A 19,239-nucleotide genomic window follows, 5' to 3' on the forward strand; every position below is an offset into this window, starting at 1 on the left:
AATCTAATAAAAAATGTGCAAATTTATTTATAGAGTAATGTTTCCTGTTTTAAGACTCCAAGCTCAATCATACAAGCTTTCATCATTTCGTAAGTGCGCTGAATATCGTTGTCTAGTCCGATAGAAAAACGAATTAAGCCATCGGTCAATCCCATTTCTTTCTGTTCTTCTAACGGGATTTCACTAGAAGTCGAAGTTCCCGGCGCGCTAAATAACGTTTTATAAAAACCTAGACTTACCGCTAGATAGCCTAGATTTCGTTCCTGCATCAGTTCCATTAATTCATTGGCTTTTTCCAAAGAACCTACGTCAATCGTCAGCATTCCGCCAAAACCATATTCTGGATTAATCATTGTTTTGTACAATTCATGGCTCGGGTGGCTTTTCAATCCTGGGTAAACTGTTTTTAAACCGTCTTTTTCAAATTGGTCGGCTAGAAAATGAGCATTATGGCTGTGCTGTTTAATTCGGATATGAAGGGTACGTAGATTTTTCATTACACTAGCAGAACGCAGACTGTCCATTGTTGGTCCTAAAAGCATACTCGCTCCAGAATTTACATTTTTTAGCGAGTTGATAAATTCTTTAGAAGCGCAGGTCACGCCGCCAACCGTATCACTGCTTCCGTTGATATATTTTGTCAAACTATGAATCACGATGTCAGCACCCAATTTTGCAGGCGAAACAGATAATGGTGAGAACGTATTATCGACAACCAATTTCAAATTATGTTTTTTAGCGATTTCTGCCAACCCACGAATATCAGCAACTTCCAATAATGGGTTACTTACGGTTTCGCAATACAAAACTTTAGTTTTCGAAGTAATTGCGGCTTCAACAGCATCTAGTTTTGTAATATCAACAAAGCTCGTTTCAATTCCGAATCTTGGCGTAAAGTTTTTTAAGAAAGCGTAAGTTCCACCATAAATCGTTCGGCTTGAAACGATATGATCGCCCGCACCGCACAATTGCAATAGAGTAGGCGTAATCGCGCCCATTCCAGATGCTGAAACATTTGCAGTTTCTGTTCCTTCCATTGCCGCCAAAGCCTGATCTAAATATAAATTGCTTGGAGAGGAATGGCGGGAGTATAAATAGCAGCCTTCCACGTTGCCTTCAAAAGTATCAAACATGGTTTTAGCCGATAGAAAAGTATAAGTAGAAGAATCAGAAATCGACGGATTCACACCGCCAAATTCGCCAAAATATTGCAAATCCTGAATTTTATCTGCTGGGTTGAAGTCTTTCATTTTTAAGTCATTGTGAGGAATGAAACATCTCATCCTCAGGTTTATATTTATCGTTTTTGAATTGTAACTGTCATTGTCATCCTAAGCGTGGTCGAAGGATTAGGAGCTATTCCCGCTTTCCGTTTCATCCCGATAGCTATCGGGACATAAAAAAATCAAAGTTTCTAATGTTCTAAAAAGAGCTTCCGTGGGTCGCTTTTCTAAAACAAGAAACTTATGCCTTTTTTACTCCGGGCTTTCCGCTACAATCAGGGCTCGGGCACTCATTTTAAAAATAAATTCTGTTCAAAATAAGATCTATTTAGAAAATTAATCAATAATAAAATGTATATTTAGATTTTAAAACTATAAAAATGAGTTTATAGTGATTTTTAATTTAATTTTGAGATAAAAAGTACAGTTGTATAGATTTTCTTTCTTTTCAACAAAAACAAAAACAACTAACGAGAACAATGATATTAGACGCTATAGACAAAAAACTCTTAGTCTTATTACAAACCGACAGTAAAAAAACAACTAAAGAATTGTCATTAAAACTTGATCTTTCTGTTACAGCGGTTTATGAAAGAATCAAAAAGTTAGAAAGAGAGGGAATAATAAAAAACTACGTAGCCTTAGTCGATAAGTCCAAAATCGAAAAAGGATTTGTAGTATTCTGCCATTTAAAACTCATTCAACATACTAAAGAGTTTTTGACCAAATTCGAAAGCGAAGTCATAAAACTCAATGAGGTTTTAGAATGCCATCACGTAAGCGGCGATTACGATTACATCCTAAAAGTTTTGGTAAAAGATATGGAAGCCTATCGAGAATTTTTAGTAACCAAATTAACCTCATTGCAGCATATTGGGAGCACGCAAAGTATGTTTATGATTAGTGAGGTTAAGAACTCGACGGTGATTTCTTTTTAGGGAGGTTCAAAGGTTCAAAGGTTTAAGGGGCAAAGGTTTTCTGTAGAGACGCACTGCAGTGCGTCTAACGCAACGGTGATTTTTTTTTAAGGGACTAGGTTCTGAGGTTTTTACTCTCATTTTATGTCATTTCGACGAAGGAGAAATCTTCGCAAGTAACTCCGTAAAGAGAGTCCAATCTTTGTCGAGCTTCTCGCGGAGATTTCTCCTTCGTCGAAATGACAAATGGTACGTGTTAATCTTTGCTAAAAAAACTTTGCGGCTTCGCGTCTTTGCGAGATTAAAAACAAAAAACTTTGCGACCTTCGCGTAATTCTTCGCGCTCTTTGCGGTAAAACCTTCCTCCAAAATTTCACACAAAAAACATTGAAATTTAAACTTCAAACAAAACTTTATTCCTTAATTTTGTAACCGCTAAAATAAAAATAGACAAACTATGAGTTCATTTGACGTAGTCGTTATAGGTTCAGGTCCTGGTGGATATGTATCAGCAATTCGTTGCGCACAATTAGGTTTCAAAACTGCCATTGTAGAAAAATATAATTCATTAGGCGGTACTTGCCTTAACGTAGGTTGTATTCCTTCAAAAGCATTATTATCTTCTTCACATCATTATGCAGAAATTGCTCATTTTGCAGATCACGGAATCGAAGTTTCTGGTGATGTAAAGATCAATTTAGAGAAAATGATCGCGCGCAAGCAAGCCGTTGTAGATCAAACTGTAGGTGGAATCAACTACCTAATGGATAAAAATAAAATTACTGTTTTCAATGGTTTAGGTTCTTTCGTAGATGCAACTCACATTGCTGTTGCAAAAGCTGACGGAACTTCAGAAACTATCGAAGCAAAATATACTGTAATTGCTACAGGTTCAAAACCATCTTCTTTACCGTTCATCAAAATTGATAAAGAAAGAATCATCACTTCTACTGAGGCTTTAGCTTTAAAAGAAGTTCCAAAACACTTAGTGATCATTGGTGGTGGTGTTATCGGAATCGAGCTTGGACAAGTTTACCTTCGTTTAGGAACTCAGGTTTCTGTGGTTGAATTCATGGACAGAATTATTCCAGGAATGGACGGAGCTCTTTCTAAAGAATTGACTAAAGTATTGAAAAAACAAGGAATGAAGTTCTATGTTTCTCATAAAGTAAAATCAGTTGAAAGAAACGGCGATGCTGTTGTGGTTCAGGCTGAAAATGCAAAAGGAGAAACGATTACTCTTGAGGGAGATTACTCATTGGTTTCTGTTGGTCGTCGTCCTTACACAGACGGATTAAACGCTGACAAAGCAGGAGTTAAAATTTCAGACAGAGGACAAGTTGAAGTAAATGATCATTTACAAACTAGCACTCCAAATATCTATGCAATTGGTGACGTTGTTCGTGGAGCGATGCTGGCGCACAAAGCAGAGGAAGAAGGAGTAATGGTTGCTGAAATCTTAGCTGGTCAAAAACCTCATATCGATTACAATTTAATCCCGGGAGTAGTTTATACTTGGCCAGAAGTTGCTGCGGTTGGACAAACTGAAGAGCAATTGAAAGCAGCTGGAGTAAAATACAAATCAGGAAGTTTCCCATTCAAAGCTTTAGGACGTGCTAGAGCAAGTGCTGACTTAGACGGATTTGTAAAAATCTTGGCTGATGAGAAAACTGATGAGGTTTTAGGAGTTCACATGATTGGTGCTCGTACAGCCGATTTAATTGCTGAGGCGGTTACTGCAATGGAATTCAAAGCTTCTGCTGAGGATATTTCAAGAATGAGCCATGCGCACCCGACTTTCGCAGAAGCGGTAAAAGAAGCAGCGTTGGCAGCAACTGAAAATAGAGCTTTACACGTATAGTTTTTACGTTAAATGATATTGGTAAACCGTCGGAGTGATTCGACGGTTTTTTTATGCTTTGTATAATATAATAATCAAAAATAATTTTGTAAATTAGATGTATGTTTCAGATGCTATCTTTATGATAATTAAAAAGATAGTATTATGAAAACAAAATATATAGTTCCAGTTTTGATTGGAGCAGGAATCGGAATCGCGTTATACTCATGCGGAGGCGGAATTCCAACAAATGCAAAAGCTGTAACAAACTTTGACAGCGCAAAATATCTCGGAAAGTGGTACGAAATTGCCAGATTGGATTATAAATGGGAAAGAGATCTAGACAATGTAACTGCCGAGTATTCTTTAAACGAAGATAAAACTATAAAAGTCGATAATAAGGGCTATAATGTCAAAAAAGACAAATGGGAACAAAGTGTCGGGAAAGCTAGATTTGTCAAAAAAGACAACATTGGTATGCTAAAAGTCTCATTTTTTGGTCCTTTTTATTCTGGTTACAATGTCGTAGCAATCGATCCTGATTACAAATACGCACTTGTAGCTGGAGAAAGTTTAAAATATATGTGGATACTTTCTAGAGAAAAAACAATTCCGGAAAGTATAAAAGCAGATTTTCTTATCAAGGCTCAGGAAATTGGATATAATGTAACCGATTTGGTCTGGGTTAAACATGAGAGAACAAATTAAAATAAAAAGCCCGTCATATCGTCTGACGGGCTTTTTGTTCTTTTTTGAAAATAATTTTATGCTGTAAAAACACTTTTATAATTATCCCAGTATCTGTAAATCAAGAAAAGGTTTCCTATAAAAAGAAGCGCTGCAATAGGCAGGCCATCTGGAGTTAGGAAATAATTGATAAACAAAATATTTACCGTAATGGGTAAGATCAAGATGTTTGCTAGCGTTACGTAACGCCCAGTTACAAATGCAATTCCGCACAATAACTCGATAGATTTTGCCAGTGGCATTAAATACGTGGAAGCCATTAAACCTACGTTAAAAGCCTTAAAGTTTCCCGTAGTTTCTGGTTCGGGCATGAGATGGAAAAAATAACTGATAGAGGCAAACAGCAGCAAAAGGCCAATTAAAACGCGGACAATAATTGTGGCAATTTTCATAATACTTAGGATTTTTTAAGGTTAAAAAACATAATTAAGTTATTGGAAAAGAAACAATCTATAAGCTTAAATTAGAATCGCAAATTGTTTTTTTTGAGGTTCTTTTTTAAGGATCTTACAATTAAATTAACGCTCTTTTGGGATTAATCTAATTGTATATCAAATATAACGAATTTTTTCTTATAAAATGAACGTCTTTTTAACAGTTTTGCAATGCAATTCGAATCATTTGATTATTTTTTTGTTTTCTATTAATGAAAGAATTTTGTCGTAATTTTGACCTTTAAAATTACCATTTTTGAGAGTTTCCATTCATAAAAATATTGCCAATCCGAAACTGTTTAAAGAACAGCTTTTAAGTTGGGCGCAGCAATTTCGCGAAGTCGTTTTTTTAGACAGTAATTCTTATCCGCAGCAGTATTCTAGTTTTGACTGCATTTTGGCAGTTGATGCTTTTACTTCTTTAAAAACAGATTATTACAATGCTTTTGAAGATTTAAAACAATATCAGCAAAACACAAAAGACTGGCTTTTTGGATATCTTTCTTATGATTTGAAGAATGATATTGAGCGCCTTCAATCGAATAATTTTGATGGTTTGAATTTTCCGGATTTATTTTTCTTTCAGCCTAAAAAAGTTTTTATTCTGAAAGGAAATGAACTCGAAATTCAGTATTTAATGCTTTGCGATGACGAGTTTGAAGAAGATTTTGAAGAAATAATAAAAACTCAAAGTGAAATATTTGTCACACTGAGCGGTCCCGAGGCTTCGGGAGAAGTGAAGCAGCGCATTTCTAAAGAATTATACATTCACAAAGTGAATCAACTGCTTCATCATATTCGTATTGGCGATATGTACGAGGCAAATTTCTGTATGGAATTTTATGCTGAAGAAGCCGTTATAAATCCGCTAGAAAAGTTTCAGAAGCTAAATGAAATTTCGCAAGCGCCATTTTCGGTTTTTTTCAAAAATTACAAAAATTACTTGCTTTCAGCTTCTCCAGAGCGTTATTTGAAAAAGGAAGGAGAAAAAATCATTTCACAGCCCATTAAAGGAACTTCAAAACGTTTTAGTGATGTTGTTGAAGACGAAAAATCAAAATCAGTTTTAGCGTCAGATGCCAAAGAGCGAGCTGAAAATATCATGATAACCGATTTGGTCAGAAATGATTTATCGCATACAGCGCAAAAAGGCTCAGTTGAGGTTGAAGAACTTTGCGGCATTTATTCGTTTCTGCAGGTGCATCAGATGATTTCGACAATAACTTCAAAATTAGATTCTAAATTTTCTCCAGTAGACGTTTTGAAAACAACTTTTCCTATGGGAAGCATGACTGGTGCACCAAAAATATCGGTAATGGAAATTGTTGAAAATCTAGAAGAAACCAAAAGAGGTTTGTACAGCGGTGCAATAGGATATTTTACACCTGAAGGCGATTTTGATTTCAATGTCGTAATCAGAAGTATTTTGTACAATCAGGAAAATAAGTATGTTTCTTTTTCAGTTGGGAGTGCCATAACATCGCTTTCAGTTCCTGAAAAAGAATATGAAGAATGTCTGCTGAAAGCAAAAGCAATGCACGAAGTTTTGCGATGATTTTTTTTTTTTTTTAGCCACGAATTCACGAATTATTTATGCCCGCGCTGTATTAAAATAAATTCGTGAATTGCTTCTCCTGTTCACTGTCGCTCGAGTCGTGGCGGAAAAAACTCTATGCTTAACATTTCATTTAAAAATAGATCAAATTTAATTTTTTACTTTTATCAGATGTTTTCAAAATTTCAAAATCATATCGTTTCAAGATTTCCCTTTTTAGCCGAAAAAAAACTTTTTCTGGCTGTAAGCGGTGGGCTAGACAGTATGGTTTTGCTGCATCTATTGAATCAATTGCCTTATGAAATTGCAGTTTTGCATTGTAATTTTCAGCTTCGAGGAATGGAAAGTTTTGGAGATCAAGAGTTTATTCAGGATTATTGCAGTCAAAATAATATTCCAATTTTTACGACTCATTTTGATACAGAAGCTTTCGCGAAAGATTACAAGCTTTCTACACAAGTTGCGGCGAGAGAATTGCGTTACAGCTGGTTTTATGAGCTTTTGGAAAAGGAAAATTTCGATTATATTCTGACTGCTCATCATGCTGACGATAATCTGGAAACTTTTATTATCAACTTAACTCGCGGAACTGGATTAGAAGGTTTGACTGGAATTCCAGAACAAAACGATAAAATTATTCGTCCTCTACTGCCTTTTTCGAGAGAAGAAATCTTGAAATATGCAGAAGAAAATAATATCGAATGGAGGGAAGACAGCAGTAATGCTTCGACTAAATATCTCAGAAATAAGATTCGCCATAATTTGGTGCCGGTTTTAAAAGAAATCAATCCGAATTTTTTGGATGCTTTTCAGAAAACGCAATCTTTTCTTCAAGAATCAAAAGAAATGGTAGAAGATGCCTCGATTATTGTTTATCAGCAGGTGGCAAAAGAAGAAGGCGATGATATACATTTCGATTTAAATCAGCTAAAAAAACTTCCGAATTATAAATCGTATCTCTATCAATGGCTGAAAGAATTTGGTTTTTCTGCCTGGAATGATATTTATGATTTGGTTGAAGGGCAGTCTGGGAAACAAGTTCTTTCAGAGGAATTTAGATTATTGAAAAATAGAGAAACACTTATTTTGAGTCCGTTTTCTGAAACGTCAGAAAAAGACGAATATGAAATTGGTGAAAACGATACAGACGTTAATTTTCCCTTAAAAATGAGCCTTTGTAACGTAGGTCACACAACATTCGGTTCAAATAAAGTTATATTTGTTGATTCCGATAAAATCCGTTACCCCCTGATATTGCGTAAATGGAAAGAAGGAGATGTTTTTCAGCCGTTTGGTATGAATGGAAAATCAAAAAAAGTAAGCAAACTTTTTAAAGACGAAAAACTATCCTTGATCGAAAAAGAAAAGACCTGGATTTTGTGCTCAGATGATCAAATTGTCTGGGTAATCGGAATGAGACAGGATGAACGTTTTAAAATAGAAAATGCCACAAATAAAATACTTAAAATAGAATTACTATAATGAACTTTACACAAGCCCATCAGTCGATAACTTCGAAAAGTATCTGGAATAAAATAACTGTTTTTCTGCTCTTTTTCTTTTTTGCCCTAACAAGCAAAGCTCAGATTTTGGAGCCTGTAAAATGGACTTCTAAAATGGAGAAGAAAGGAGATAAGGTTATTTTAATTTTTGATGGAACAATCGAAAAAGACTGGCATATGTACTCGCAGTTTACACCAGACGGCGGTCCGCTTGCTTTGGAGATTTCGTTTAAAAATCAAAAAGGAAATTACGAGTTAATCGGAAAAGCAAAAGAAGGTAAAACAAGAACCGCTTTTAATGATGTTTTTGGTGTAGATGAGACTTTCTTTGAAGGCAAAGCGCATATTGAACAAGAGATAAAAATCATTAACCCAAATTTAAAAACGGTTGATGTAGATTTTGATTTTCAGGTTTGTAAAGAAGTTTGCATCAATTCTAGCAAGAAATTCTCGATTGCTGTTCCTTCAACTTTTAAAATGGATGAAGTTCCAGTCGTAGCTGAAGCTAAACTAGATGAAACAAAAGTAGCCGGTTTGGCGGTTGATACTGTCAAAAAAGAAGAAGCTGCTCAGCCGAAGGTAGAGAAAACAGCTGGAAGTGCTGCGGCAGAAATTCCCGCGCCAGCGCCTTCGAGAAGTTTGTGGTCTATCTTTTTTATTGCCTTTTTATCAGGATTTGCAGCCTTGTTGACGCCTTGCGTTTTCCCAATGATCCCAATGACGGTAAGTTTTTTTACCAAACAAAGCAAAAGCCGTGCAAAAGGAATTAGAAACGCTATTATTTACGGGTTTTCAATCATAGCAATTTATGTGATTTTAGGTCTTATTGTAACTAAAATATTTGGTGCGGATGCTTTGAATGCATTGTCTACAGACGTTTGGTTTAACTTGATTTTCTTTGTGATTTTGGTCATTTTTGCCACTTCATTTTTAGGTGCTTTCGAAATCATGCTTCCGAACTCATGGGCAAACAAAGCTGATCAGCAGGCAGATAAAGGCGGATTAATTGGAATATTGTTCATGGCTTTAGCTTTGGCAATCGTATCGTTTTCTTGTACAGGACCAATTGTGGGAACCTTATTGGTTGAAGCGGCTTCAAACGGAGGAATAGCTCCGATTGTTGGAATGTTAGGATTCTCATTGGCATTAGCGCTTCCATTTATGTTATTTGCCATGTTTCCAGGATGGTTAAATTCATTGCCAAAATCTGGAGGATGGCTAAACACTGTAAAAGTTGTTTTAGGGTTTTTAGAACTTGCTTTGGCATTCAAATTTTTATCAAATGCAGATTTGGTTTTACAATTGCATTTTTTAGAAAGAGAAGTATTTATCGCAATTTGGATTGCTATTTTTGGAGCTTTGACTTTATATTTATTCGGAAAAATTACGCTGCCGCATGATAGTCCAACCAATCATATTTCTGTAGGAAGACTGTATTTAGGATTGCTGACATTTGTATTTACAATGTATTTGATTCCTGGACTTTGGGGAGCTCCTTTAAAACTAATCAGTGCATTCCCACCGCCGCCTCAGTATAGCGAAAGTCCGTTTGGAGTAGGAGGTTCAGGAAATGGAGCGGTTTCTGCAGAATCTATAAAAGGGATGCCGCAAGGAGCTGAATTAGGTCCGCATGGAATTATGGTTTTCCATGATTACGAAGATGGATTAGCATATGCAAAAGAAATCAATAAGCCAATTATGCTTGATTTTACGGGCTATGCGTGCGTGAATTGCAGAAAAATGGAAAATAACGTTTGGTCAGATCCTTCAGTTTTGCCAATCCTTAAAAATGATGTGGTTTTGATTTCTCTTTATGTAGATGATAAACGTGAATTGCCGAAAGAAGAGCAATTTACAACTGAAGCAGGAGACAAAATCATTACAGTTGGAGACAAATGGACCGATTTTATGATTTCTAAATATAAAACCAATACGCAGCCGCTGTATGTGATTACCGATTTGGAAGGAAATAATTTGAATAGCACAAAGCCGACAATCAGTTATGTGAGTACAGAAGAATATCTGCAATGGCTAAAAGAAGGAATTTCTAATTTTAAATAAGATTCATAGCTTTAGAAGCTAAAAATAAATATTTTCTTGGGGTTGAAATTAATTCAAACGAAAGCGTTCTAATTTATTAGAGCGCTTTTTTATTATCTGGGTGTAATGGAATGGATTGAAGATAAAATGATTCCAAACAAAAAGCACTCTAAGTCAAATTTAGAGTGCTTTTCTATTTATCAAGCGAAAGTGAAAATTAATTTCTTATAAGAATTCTCCGTGTTGAGAGATGTCTAATCCTAGTTCTTCTTTTTCTTCTGTAACTCTTAGCGGAGTGATTTTATTTACGATGAAAAACAATGCGTAAGAAGCAACAAAAGCAAAGATTGAAACCACAACCAAAGCAGTCAATTGGTTAATGAATAAAGTTGGAGTTCCGAAAATTAAACCTTGATTGTCTCCAACAGCAGGGTTGATTGCTTTTGATGCGAAAACGCCAGTTAAAAGCATACCTACCATACCTCCAACACCGTGACAAGCAAATACGTCAAGAGCATCGTCGATTTTTCCTTTAGGGAATTTGCTCACTACAATGTTACTTACAATTGCAGAGAATAAACCAATGAAGATTGCGTGAGGAATGCTTACAAAACCAGCAGCAGGTGTAATGGCAACAAGACCTACAACGGCTCCGATACAAGCTCCAAGAGCCGATAATTTGTGTCCTAAAATTTTGTCAAGGAAAACCCAAGCCATTGCAGCAGCAGCAGCGGCAACAGTAGTTGTTCCTAAAGCTTGAGCAGCAAGGCCATTTGCTCCTAAAGCAGATCCAGCATTGAAACCAAACCATCCGAACCATAGCAAACCAGTTCCCAATAATACGTAAGTGATTCTAGCAGGATTTACTTTTTGAACTTTTCTTTTTCCTAAGAAAATAGCGCCAGCCAAAGCAGCCCATCCAGCACTCATATGAACTACAGTTCCTCCAGCGAAGTCAAGAACTCCCATTTTGAAGAAAACTCCATCAGGATGCCATGTCATGTGAGCTAGTGGAGCATATATTAATAATATGAATAAAACCATGAATAACAAATACGCCCAGAAACGGATACGTTCTGCAAAAGCGCCTGTAATTAATGCAGGAGTGATGATAGCGAATTTTGCCTGAAATAATGCGAATAAAATAAATGGAATTGTTGGCGCAAGGCTCCAAGCTGTATTGGTTCCAACTCCTTCAAAGAATAAATTATGAGACGGATCCCCGATAATCCCTCCGATAGTTGGTCCAAAAGCAAGTCCAAAAGCAACAACAGTCCAAAGAATAGTAACAATTACCATAGCCATAAAACTCTGAAGCATAGTGCTAATTACGTTTTTCTTACCAACCATACCTCCGTAGAAAAAACCTAATCCAGGTGTCATTAGCAATACAAAAGCGGTTGCAACGATCATCCAGGCAGTATCTCCCGTATCAAACTTTACTGCTTCTGCAGGAATTGGGTTGTCTGCAATAATAAAGTTCGAAATAAAGCTTAGGACTAAAATCGTGATGAGAATCACACTTAAAATAATTTTTCGCATAGTTATTTAGTTTTAAAATTTTTTATAAAAGTATAAAATCATTTTATGCCCCATTAAAAAATGGGGTTAGATGGTTGATTTTTATCAAATTTAAAATTTAACCCCCGTGATTTTGTATGAATTTCTTAAAACAAACTTAAAATTTACAATTTGGCAACATTTTTTTTTCACTTAACATCATTTTTGATAATTTTTGGGGTAATTGATTGCTATTTTTTGTAGGATAATGGATATTTGTTGTTTATAAAACGTCTGTATAGGTGTTGTTGTGAAAATTTTTTAATCTTTTTAACAATTTTGATGATTATAATTTAAGAATGGGAAATAGAAACATAAAATGGGGAATTGTCGGACTAGGAAATATTGCCAGCCAATTTGCCTCAGATTTATTATTGATTGAAAATGCTGAATTGACGGCAGTTGCTTCGAGAGATTTTGCTAAAGCTGAAGAATTTGGGGCAAAATTTAATGCTTTAAGGATGTATAATTCCTATGATATGCTTTTTGAAGATTCAGAAGTTGAAATTGTTTACATCGCAACTCCTCATAATTCGCACGCCGAATTAGCTATAAAAGCATTAGAAAATGGTAAACACGTGTTGTGTGAAAAGCCAATGTCTTTATCTTACGAAGATGCAAAAAGAATGATTGAAGCTTCTAGAAAACATAATAGGTTTTTTATGGAAGCTTTTTGGACAAGGTTTATTCCATCGATGCAGGACGTTTTGCAAAAAATAAATGATGGAGCAATTGGAAAGATCAATTATATAAAAGCCGATTTCGCCTTTCACGGAAGTGAAACAGAAAACAAAAGACTTTTTGATAAAGAACTGGGCGGAGGAGCTTTGTTTGATATTGGTGTTTATCCTTTATTTCTGTCTTATATAGTATTAGGAAAACCAAAAGAGATTTTAGCAAAAGCAATAAAACATAAAAATGACATTGATCTGCAGACTTCGATGATTTTGCAATACGAAACAGCTCAATCGGTTTTGCACGCTTCTATAGTTTCTGAATCTGATATGAAAGCTATTATTTCAGGGACAAAAGGACGAATAGAATTAAACGCGCCTTGGTTTATTGCCGATGGATATTCTTTGTTTGCAAATGAAGAAAAAGAAGCAACATTTATTTTGCCAGCTTTAGGAAAAGGATATTCTCATGAAATTATGGAATGTCAAAATTGTATTCTGCATAATCAAATTGAAAGTAAGCTTTGGTCGCACCAGAATAGCTTGGATTTGAGCGGTATAGTGGAGGAAATTAAAAATCAAATTAAACTTCCGTTTTAGATTTAGAATAATTTGTAATAAAATATTTACATTTTATGTTTTTTTCATTAGTTTTAAAAACAATTAATGAAAGATAATTTATGTTAGTAAAAGTTTACGGAAGTGCCGTATTTGGAGTTGAGGCCACAACGATTACAGTTGAGGTGCATATGGATAAAGGGATTGGTTATCATTTGGTTGGGCTTCCAGACAATGCTATAAAAGAAAGCAGTTTTAGAATTGCCGCTGCTTTAAAGAATAACGGATTTAATTTTCCGGGAAAGAAAATTACGGTCAATATGGCGCCTGCCGACCTTCGAAAAGAAGGTTCTTCATATGATTTGACATTGGCAATGGGAATTTTGGTCGGTTCAGATCAGATAAAAGCACCAGAAATTGATCGGTATATTATTATGGGAGAACTTTCTCTTGATGGAAGTTTGCAGCCCATTCGCGGAGCATTACCCATAGCAATCAAAGCTAAAGAGGAAGGCTACAAAGGATTTTTTCTTCCGATTCAGAATGTAAAAGAAGCTGCAATCGTATCTGGTTTAGATGTGTACGGAGTTGAGAATTTAAAAGAAATTATAGATTTTTTTGCTGGAAAAGGAACTCTTCAACCGACTGTTATTGATACAAGGGCAGAATTTTACAAAACGCTCGATTTTCCCGAACACGATTTTTCAGATGTACGCGGGCAAGAAAGCATAAAACGCTGTATGGAAATCGCCGCAGCAGGCGGGCACAACATCATATTGATTGGTCCGCCAGGAGCAGGTAAAACCATGCTGGCGAAACGAGTTCCGAGTATTTTGCCTCCTATGACATTGCGCGAAGCTTTGGAGACAACTAAAATTCACAGCGTTGCAGGAAAACTAAAAGAAGTCGGATTAATGAATCAGAGACCATTTAGAAGTCCGCATCATACTATTTCAAATGTGGCTCTGGTCGGTGGCGGAAGTTATCCTCAGCCAGGCGAGATTTCGATGGCACATAATGGTGTTTTGTTTTTAGATGAATTGCCAGAATTTAAACGAGATGTTTTAGAAGTAATGCGTCAGCCCTTGGAAGATCGAGAAGTGACGATTTCGCGTGCAAAATTTACCATTACCTACCCATCATCTTTTATGCTGGTGGCAAGCATGAATCCAAGTCCAAGCGGGTTTTTTAATGATCCGAGTATGCCAAATACTTCTTCGCCGCACGAAATGCAGCGGTACATGAGTAAAATTTCGGGACCGTTATTGGATCGGATTGATATTCATATAGAAGTTACGCCTGTTCCGTTTGAGAAATTGTCAGATGAGCGAAAAGCAGAAAGCAGTGTTGAAATTCGCAAACGAGTTACAGCAGCAAGAGAAATTCAAACCAAGCGATTTGAAACTGTAGAAAATGTTCATTACAATGCGCAAATGAGCAGCAAACTGATTCGAGATTTTTGTGTCTTGGATGAATCTTCGAAAGAATTGCTTAAAACAGCTATGGAAAGATTAAATCTTTCAGCCAGAGCTTACGATCGAATTTTGAAAGTTTCCAGAACCATTGCCGATTTAGACCATTCAGAAAATATTGTTTGTTCGCATATTGCAGAGGCAATTCAATATAGAAGTCTGGATAGAGAAGGGTGGTTGGGGTAAGTTTTTAATGCTAAAATTATATATGCTAATTGAAAATTTTTCAATTAGCATATATAATTAGAAAAATTAAAATTAAAAGAAAGAATATCCGACAATCAAAGAAGTAGTTTGATAAGACGAACCCCAGTTAGGATTTTCAGCCAATATACCTCTAGGAGTTTGATATCTTACCTCTGCACTAAATTTATCTAAGAATTTGCATCCTAGGCCAAACCCAAAATTGATACCAGATTTTACATCCAATTTATTTAGTTCAGAACCATCTTTTCTCGTTACACTGACTTTAGAGTTATTGCTGAAATCTACAACAAGAGATCCGTTAGCAAATATTTGTACATTTTTATTAATGAAGAAATAACGTCTAAGCCCAATTGGCAATTCAATAGATTTGTAATCTACTTTCCCTATTAGTGTTCCGCCAACAACTTGAGAATTTTGTATGGATTGCTCTCCTTTATAATATTGATAGGTTGGCTCAACAATAACAGACCATCTGTTTTTATTGAATGGCAAAATAAATTCAGCTTCAATTCCTAAGCTAAAGCTTGATTTTCCGCCAAAGTCAAAATCCATTCCTTCAAAGACAGAGTTGTCCATAGATAGTGAGCTGTTATTATATCTAGGTCTAAGCGTAAGGTTAAATAAATCTTTCTTTTCTTTTACTTCTAGATCAACAAATTCAGAATTTGTGCATTTATTATATTTTGTGAAAATACGCATCAGAGCATTTTTGGTATAACTTAATGTCTCATATTCGTTTTGCTGTATATTATCACATTTCAAATCAAGATAAAGCTGCTCTCTGAATTGATTATTTTTAGCAATTTGGTCGTCATTTGCAAAGTAGGTTTTGTAAACAAGCTGCTTTATTTCAGAATCATTCATTTTGTAAAAGAAACGTCTTACAGTTCCATCATCAAACAAATACAAAGAAGCATTTCCTTCCATTAGCACCTGCAGAAACAAATTTTCCTGTCTAAAAACAGGATTTTTGTCTTTGTTCATGTTTTGCAGGTTTTTTGTGGAGCGATCTATGTTTACAGTTGCTCTAATAAATTTGTTTTGACCAGAAATTCCAAAACCTTTTACAGTTTTAATGTCTGCATCGATAATAGGCGAATCAGTAGAAAGTCGATATCTGAAATTGGTAGGCGTATTTTTCCAATCTATATTTTCAATGAGGCATTCTGTTTTTTGATTGTTTTCTGAGATAATAAATCCTTTTTCGAAAGCTATTTGAGAATAGTTTTTAACAGTTAGAAGTAAAGTTAAAGCAAGAAATAAAATTTGTTTTTTCATTAAATTAAATAGGTTATTATAGATTTGTTTTATTTTGGTGAATAAAAAGAGTTATTCTTTTTTTAATTGAGTAGTGAAATAATTGCGTTTATTGTAGATAGGTTTAATTATTATATGATTTTTTGCCAAATATACTATTACAAGGGCCTATGATCTTTACGGGAAAACGTAATTTTGTTTATTTTTCTCAAAAAAAAATGTTTATAGCTTGTTGCTGCTTTTTACGCTTTTATTGTCCTCTGATTTATAGTTGGTTACTGTTTGTCTTATAAATAAAAAATCATAAAAGAAGAGTCGCTTTTATGATTTTTTTGGTTAAACAAAACGAGACGTTTTTGTAAAAAAAACTTGTTTTATCCTTAAATGTGAGGGTAAAAGAATTTAAAAGAATTAGAAACAGCTGTATGCAGAATCGATCCGTGGTTTTCTTCTGGAAAATAATCAAAATAGATTTTTACAGTTTTGCTTTTAGATTCCTTTAATTTTTCTGCTAATAAATTCGCATCAACTTCCATAACACGCGGAATTTCTGTTGGAGTAAGTCCTTCTTTTCCCACAGCGATATAAACTTCTGTTTGCTGATTGAAATTTTCTTTTAACATTTCAGAATCCAAATCTAGCAGAGAACCGTTATTCCACCATAAACTTGGACTTACGATAACATATTTATTAAACAGAGCGGGCTTTTTAAGCAGGATTTCAGTTCCCAATAAACCGCCAAGAGACTGGCCAATAATGGTTTTAGAATCATTTGTATTGTATTTTTTTTCAATAAAAGGCTGTAACTCCTTTTCGATAAAAGCAATAAATTGATCAGAATGTCCTGTTGTCGGAAAACGTGTTTTATCTTTTTCTAGAGTAGTAGGAAAGGTGAAATCTCTTTTTCTGTCTACTGTAGCGATCCCTACCACGATTGATTTAGGCACCTGATTGATCCATTCAAAACTATTAAACTGAACCAACCCCGAAATATGAATAAAATCTTCATCAGCAGAGCCGTCCAATAAATAAATGACAGGATATTTTGTAGCTTCTGCAGGATTGTAGCCTTCTGGAAGGTAAATGTTTAAGATTCTTTTTTCGTTTAATTCTTTTGATTGAATTTCTTCGATTACGCCTAATACGAAAGGCTTTGAAGTTTCTATGTTTTTTGTTTTGCTCTTTTGGCTGAATGTTGCATTAAAAGAAAAGAGTAAAAAGGTTAAGGCAATAAATCTGGTCATTAATTTTTGAAATTTTGTGGCAACGATTCTTGTTTTACTTCTTGTTCAGGTTTGTAGTAACTGCTCCTGTTTGTAGTAACAATGAGAACGCCAGCTTCACCATAATTGCCATAAATGTTGATGCCTTTCTGTTTTTCAAGGGCAATAATTTTTTTGATTTCAATTTTAGAAAGCACAAGTTTTTCTTTTTCTAAATCTTCAAAGCGATGCGGAATTCCATCAACCACTACAATCGGATGGTCAGTGATTTTTCCTGCTTTGGCAAGATTTGAAATAGAATCGGAAAGATAGAGTTTGTCTTGTCCTTCATCAGAAAGCTCGTATCTGTTTTGAGAAAAAACAGCAGCAGAAATGAACAAAAACAGAATGGTAAAGAATTTCATCATTTGTATTTTTTTTAGTTTTTAGAATTTAGAAAATCAATTTTCGATTCGAAAATACAAAAAAATCCTGCAAAAATGCAGGATTTAACAAAAGGCGTTTATTATTTAAACTTTATTTTTTTTCGGCAAAAATAGCATCTAGGCCTTCCATGGCGATAGTGAAACCTTCTTTGAATCCCATTTGAATAATCATTTCCAAGTCAGATAGTTTTTCGTGTTTAATTACCACATCAACAAATGTAGAACCGTCTTTTTCGGAGAAAGTCACATCCCAGTCAGAACGCGGAAATTCTTTGTTTAAATTTCCTTCGCTATCGGTAAAAGCATCTAAGTACTTAAAATTAGTTTTAGGGTTAATTGAAGTAAAATCGGCAATTGCCCAATGTTCTTCACCATCTGGCCCAAGCATAGCATATAATCTTCGTCCGCCCTCTTTAAAATCCATACTTTTTGTTTTGGATTTCCACGGAGCTGGAGCCCACCACAAGTCCAGAATTTGAGGTTCTGTCCAAGCAGACCAAACCTGAGGTAGCGAAGCGTTAAATTCTCGTTTTACATTGACAGTCTTATTTTCTTTATCAACAGTAAAATTCATTAAAAGATTTGATTTCATTTTCTTTAGATTTTTTAATTCGTTAATAATAATTCGTTTGAAATGTTTTTATTTTTCGGCTAAGATTTTATCCAAACCTTCCATTGCAGAAGTAAATCCTTGCTTGAATCCCATTTCGATTATTTTTTCCAGTTCTTCAAAACTTTCTCTAGTAATTGTGATATCTACTATAGTTAAATCTCCCTGTTCAGAAAACGAGACATTCCAGTATGAACTTCCAAATTGAGAATTTGGATTTCCGTCAGCATCGCAAAAAGTAGAGGTATATTTAAAATTTGTTTTAGGAGAAATCGAAGTATAATCAAAAGTGCTCCAGCCTTGCGTGCCTTCGGGCCCGACCATTGCATATAATCTTCTGCCGCCTTCTTTAAATTCCATGCTTTTTGTCTCCGATTTGAATGGAGCTGGCGCCCACCATTGATCAAGAATTGAGGCTTCTGTCCAAGCAGACCAAACATTAGACAAAGGAGCGGCAAATTCGCGTTTTATATTTACAGTTTTATTTTCCTTGTCTACAGAAAAATTCATTAATAAATCAGTTTTCATTTTCTTTAGCTTTTAAGTTTAATAATACTTGATCCAATTGACTAAAGCGCTGTTCCCAAATTGCTTTAAATTGCTCCAGCCATTGATCAATTTCCTTCATTTTTTCAATTTTGAGCTGATAATAAATTTCCCTGCCCAATTTCTTTTCTTCCAATAAATCACTTTCATTCAGTATTTTAATGTGTTTAGATACTGCCTGTCTTGTAGTTTGAAACTGCTCTGCAATAGTATTTGGGGTTAATGCACTCGAAGAAATCAAAACTAAAATCGCTCTTCGCGTCGGATCGGCAATTGCCTGAAAAATATCTCGTTTCATTTTTAAATATAAATTAAGCAACTAATCAGTTGCAAATATACGCAACTTTTTGGTTGCGCAATTAAAAATTTGATTTTTTTTAATTGAAAAAGTATTTAAACAAAAAAAGACGCATCAAAAATGCGTCTTTTCTCTGTAATCGGGGTTACAT

General features: G+C 35.0%; 17 protein-coding genes. 8 read left to right on the top strand and 9 right to left on the bottom strand.

The annotated features are described in order from the left end of the window. Nucleotides 1-23: 23 nt before the first annotated feature. A complete protein-coding gene (locus N4T20_RS10700) occupies nucleotides 24-1,250 on the bottom strand; it encodes an aminotransferase class I/II-fold pyridoxal phosphate-dependent enzyme (protein ID WP_260672988.1) in 1,227 nt (408 codons plus the stop codon). A gap of 452 nt (nucleotides 1,251-1,702) precedes the next feature. Between N4T20_RS10700 and N4T20_RS10705 the strand changes: the two genes are divergently transcribed. The 3 genes from N4T20_RS10705 to N4T20_RS10715 all read left to right on the top strand — a co-directional run bounded on the left by N4T20_RS10705 (nucleotide 1,703) and on the right by N4T20_RS10715 (nucleotide 4,688). Next, nucleotides 1,703-2,161 (top strand): Lrp/AsnC family transcriptional regulator, encoded by a 459-nt coding sequence (locus N4T20_RS10705; RefSeq protein ID WP_260672989.1) that lies wholly within the window; start codon nucleotides 1,703-1,705, stop codon nucleotides 2,159-2,161. 436 nt (nucleotides 2,162-2,597) lie between these two features. Further along, nucleotides 2,598-4,001, top strand: a complete 1,404-nt coding sequence (lpdA, locus tag N4T20_RS10710) for a dihydrolipoyl dehydrogenase (RefSeq protein WP_260672990.1) — start codon at nucleotides 2,598-2,600, stop codon at nucleotides 3,999-4,001. A gap of 144 nt (nucleotides 4,002-4,145) precedes the next feature. Continuing rightward, entirely contained in the window at nucleotides 4,146-4,688 is a 543-nt protein-coding gene (locus N4T20_RS10715) for a lipocalin family protein (protein WP_260672991.1), read from the top strand. A gap of 56 nt (nucleotides 4,689-4,744) precedes the next feature. Here the strand turns inward: N4T20_RS10715 and N4T20_RS10720 are convergent, their stop codons facing one another. Continuing rightward, a complete protein-coding gene (locus N4T20_RS10720) occupies nucleotides 4,745-5,119 on the bottom strand; it encodes a DoxX family membrane protein (RefSeq protein ID WP_260672992.1) in 375 nt (124 codons plus the stop codon). Nucleotides 5,120-5,417: 298 nt separating this feature from the next. Between N4T20_RS10720 and N4T20_RS10725 the strand changes: the two genes are divergently transcribed. From N4T20_RS10725 to N4T20_RS10735, 3 genes are all read left to right on the top strand, one after another. Beyond that, nucleotides 5,418-6,716, top strand: coding sequence for an anthranilate synthase component I family protein (locus tag N4T20_RS10725; protein ID WP_260672993.1), 1,299 nt, complete (start codon nucleotides 5,418-5,420; stop codon nucleotides 6,714-6,716). 171 nt (nucleotides 6,717-6,887) lie between these two features. Beyond that, the gene (tilS, locus tag N4T20_RS10730) at nucleotides 6,888-8,198 is read left to right on the top strand and encodes a tRNA lysidine(34) synthetase TilS (RefSeq protein ID WP_260672994.1); all 1,311 of its coding nucleotides are present in this window, start codon (nucleotides 6,888-6,890) and stop codon (nucleotides 8,196-8,198) included. Beyond that, nucleotides 8,198-10,279 carry a protein-disulfide reductase DsbD family protein gene (locus N4T20_RS10735; protein WP_260672995.1) on the top strand — a complete coding sequence of 694 codons (2,082 nt, stop codon included), beginning with the start codon at nucleotides 8,198-8,200 and terminating at the stop codon, nucleotides 10,277-10,279. The genes tilS and N4T20_RS10735 overlap by 1 nt, the downstream gene beginning before the upstream one ends. Before the next feature lie 204 nt (nucleotides 10,280-10,483). Here N4T20_RS10735 and N4T20_RS10740 read toward each other — a convergent pair whose 3' ends face one another. Beyond that, entirely contained in the window at nucleotides 10,484-11,800 is a 1,317-nt protein-coding gene (locus N4T20_RS10740) for an ammonium transporter (protein WP_260672996.1), read from the bottom strand. A gap of 317 nt (nucleotides 11,801-12,117) precedes the next feature. Between N4T20_RS10740 and N4T20_RS10745 the strand changes: the two genes are divergently transcribed. Both N4T20_RS10745 and N4T20_RS10750 read left to right on the top strand, forming a co-directional pair. After that, nucleotides 12,118-13,092 carry a Gfo/Idh/MocA family protein gene (locus N4T20_RS10745; RefSeq protein ID WP_260672997.1) on the top strand — a complete coding sequence of 325 codons (975 nt, stop codon included), beginning with the start codon at nucleotides 12,118-12,120 and terminating at the stop codon, nucleotides 13,090-13,092. Nucleotides 13,093-13,172: 80 nt separating this feature from the next. Further along, nucleotides 13,173-14,708 (top strand): YifB family Mg chelatase-like AAA ATPase, encoded by a 1,536-nt coding sequence (locus tag N4T20_RS10750; RefSeq protein ID WP_260672998.1) that lies wholly within the window; start codon nucleotides 13,173-13,175, stop codon nucleotides 14,706-14,708. Nucleotides 14,709-14,780: 72 nt separating this feature from the next. On the opposite strand, the gene N4T20_RS10755 is transcribed toward N4T20_RS10750, so the two are convergent. From N4T20_RS10755 to N4T20_RS10780, 6 genes are all read right to left on the bottom strand, one after another. Further along, on the bottom strand, nucleotides 14,781-16,007 hold the full coding sequence (locus N4T20_RS10755; RefSeq protein WP_260672999.1) for an outer membrane beta-barrel protein: 1,227 nt from the start codon (nucleotides 16,005-16,007) through the stop codon (nucleotides 14,781-14,783). A gap of 359 nt (nucleotides 16,008-16,366) precedes the next feature. After that, nucleotides 16,367-17,230 (bottom strand): alpha/beta hydrolase, encoded by an 864-nt coding sequence (locus tag N4T20_RS10760; protein ID WP_260673000.1) that lies wholly within the window; start codon nucleotides 17,228-17,230, stop codon nucleotides 16,367-16,369. Next, the gene (locus N4T20_RS10765; protein WP_260673001.1) at nucleotides 17,230-17,616 is read right to left on the bottom strand and encodes a hypothetical protein; all 387 of its coding nucleotides are present in this window, start codon (nucleotides 17,614-17,616) and stop codon (nucleotides 17,230-17,232) included. Before N4T20_RS10765 ends, N4T20_RS10760 begins: the two co-directional genes overlap by 1 nt. 109 nt (nucleotides 17,617-17,725) lie before the next feature. After that, nucleotides 17,726-18,226 carry an SRPBCC domain-containing protein gene (locus N4T20_RS10770; RefSeq protein ID WP_260673002.1) on the bottom strand — a complete coding sequence of 167 codons (501 nt, stop codon included), beginning with the start codon at nucleotides 18,224-18,226 and terminating at the stop codon, nucleotides 17,726-17,728. 48 nt (nucleotides 18,227-18,274) lie between these two features. Then, nucleotides 18,275-18,772: an SRPBCC family protein gene (locus tag N4T20_RS10775; protein ID WP_260673003.1), complete on the bottom strand. Its 498-nt coding sequence runs from the start codon at nucleotides 18,770-18,772 to the stop codon at nucleotides 18,275-18,277. Next, nucleotides 18,762-19,088 (bottom strand): ArsR/SmtB family transcription factor, encoded by a 327-nt coding sequence (locus tag N4T20_RS10780; protein WP_260673004.1) that lies wholly within the window; start codon nucleotides 19,086-19,088, stop codon nucleotides 18,762-18,764. Before N4T20_RS10780 ends, N4T20_RS10775 begins: the two co-directional genes overlap by 11 nt. Between the last annotated feature and the right edge of the window lie 151 nt (nucleotides 19,089-19,239).

Origin of the sequence: Flavobacterium sp. TR2 (genome assembly GCF_025252405.1) — a bacterium.
Taxonomy (GTDB): domain Bacteria; phylum Bacteroidota; class Bacteroidia; order Flavobacteriales; family Flavobacteriaceae; genus Flavobacterium.

Bases quoted from the DNA above. Each gene is read 5' to 3' on its own strand.
- N4T20_RS10700 (WP_260672988.1), bottom strand. From the start codon at position 1,250: ATGAAAGACTTCAACCCAGCAGATAAAATTCAGGATTTGCAATATTTT.
- N4T20_RS10705 (WP_260672989.1), top strand. From the start codon at position 1,703: ATGATATTAGACGCTATAGACAAAAAACTCTTAGTCTTATTACAAACC.
- lpdA (WP_260672990.1), top strand. From the start codon at position 2,598: ATGAGTTCATTTGACGTAGTCGTTATAGGTTCAGGTCCTGGTGGATAT.
- N4T20_RS10715 (WP_260672991.1), top strand. From the start codon at position 4,146: ATGAAAACAAAATATATAGTTCCAGTTTTGATTGGAGCAGGAATCGGA.
- N4T20_RS10720 (WP_260672992.1), bottom strand. From the start codon at position 5,119: ATGAAAATTGCCACAATTATTGTCCGCGTTTTAATTGGCCTTTTGCTG.
- tilS (WP_260672994.1), top strand. From the start codon at position 6,888: ATGTTTTCAAAATTTCAAAATCATATCGTTTCAAGATTTCCCTTTTTA.
- N4T20_RS10735 (WP_260672995.1), top strand. From the start codon at position 8,198: ATGAACTTTACACAAGCCCATCAGTCGATAACTTCGAAAAGTATCTGG.
- N4T20_RS10740 (WP_260672996.1), bottom strand. From the start codon at position 11,800: ATGCGAAAAATTATTTTAAGTGTGATTCTCATCACGATTTTAGTCCTA.
- N4T20_RS10745 (WP_260672997.1), top strand. From the start codon at position 12,118: ATGGGAAATAGAAACATAAAATGGGGAATTGTCGGACTAGGAAATATT.
- N4T20_RS10750 (WP_260672998.1), top strand. From the start codon at position 13,173: ATGTTAGTAAAAGTTTACGGAAGTGCCGTATTTGGAGTTGAGGCCACA.
- N4T20_RS10755 (WP_260672999.1), bottom strand. From the start codon at position 16,007: ATGAAAAAACAAATTTTATTTCTTGCTTTAACTTTACTTCTAACTGTT.
- N4T20_RS10760 (WP_260673000.1), bottom strand. From the start codon at position 17,230: ATGACCAGATTTATTGCCTTAACCTTTTTACTCTTTTCTTTTAATGCA.
- N4T20_RS10765 (WP_260673001.1), bottom strand. From the start codon at position 17,616: ATGATGAAATTCTTTACCATTCTGTTTTTGTTCATTTCTGCTGCTGTT.
- N4T20_RS10770 (WP_260673002.1), bottom strand. From the start codon at position 18,226: ATGAAATCAAATCTTTTAATGAATTTTACTGTTGATAAAGAAAATAAG.
- N4T20_RS10775 (WP_260673003.1), bottom strand. From the start codon at position 18,772: ATGAAAACTGATTTATTAATGAATTTTTCTGTAGACAAGGAAAATAAA.
- N4T20_RS10780 (WP_260673004.1), bottom strand. From the start codon at position 19,088: ATGAAACGAGATATTTTTCAGGCAATTGCCGATCCGACGCGAAGAGCG.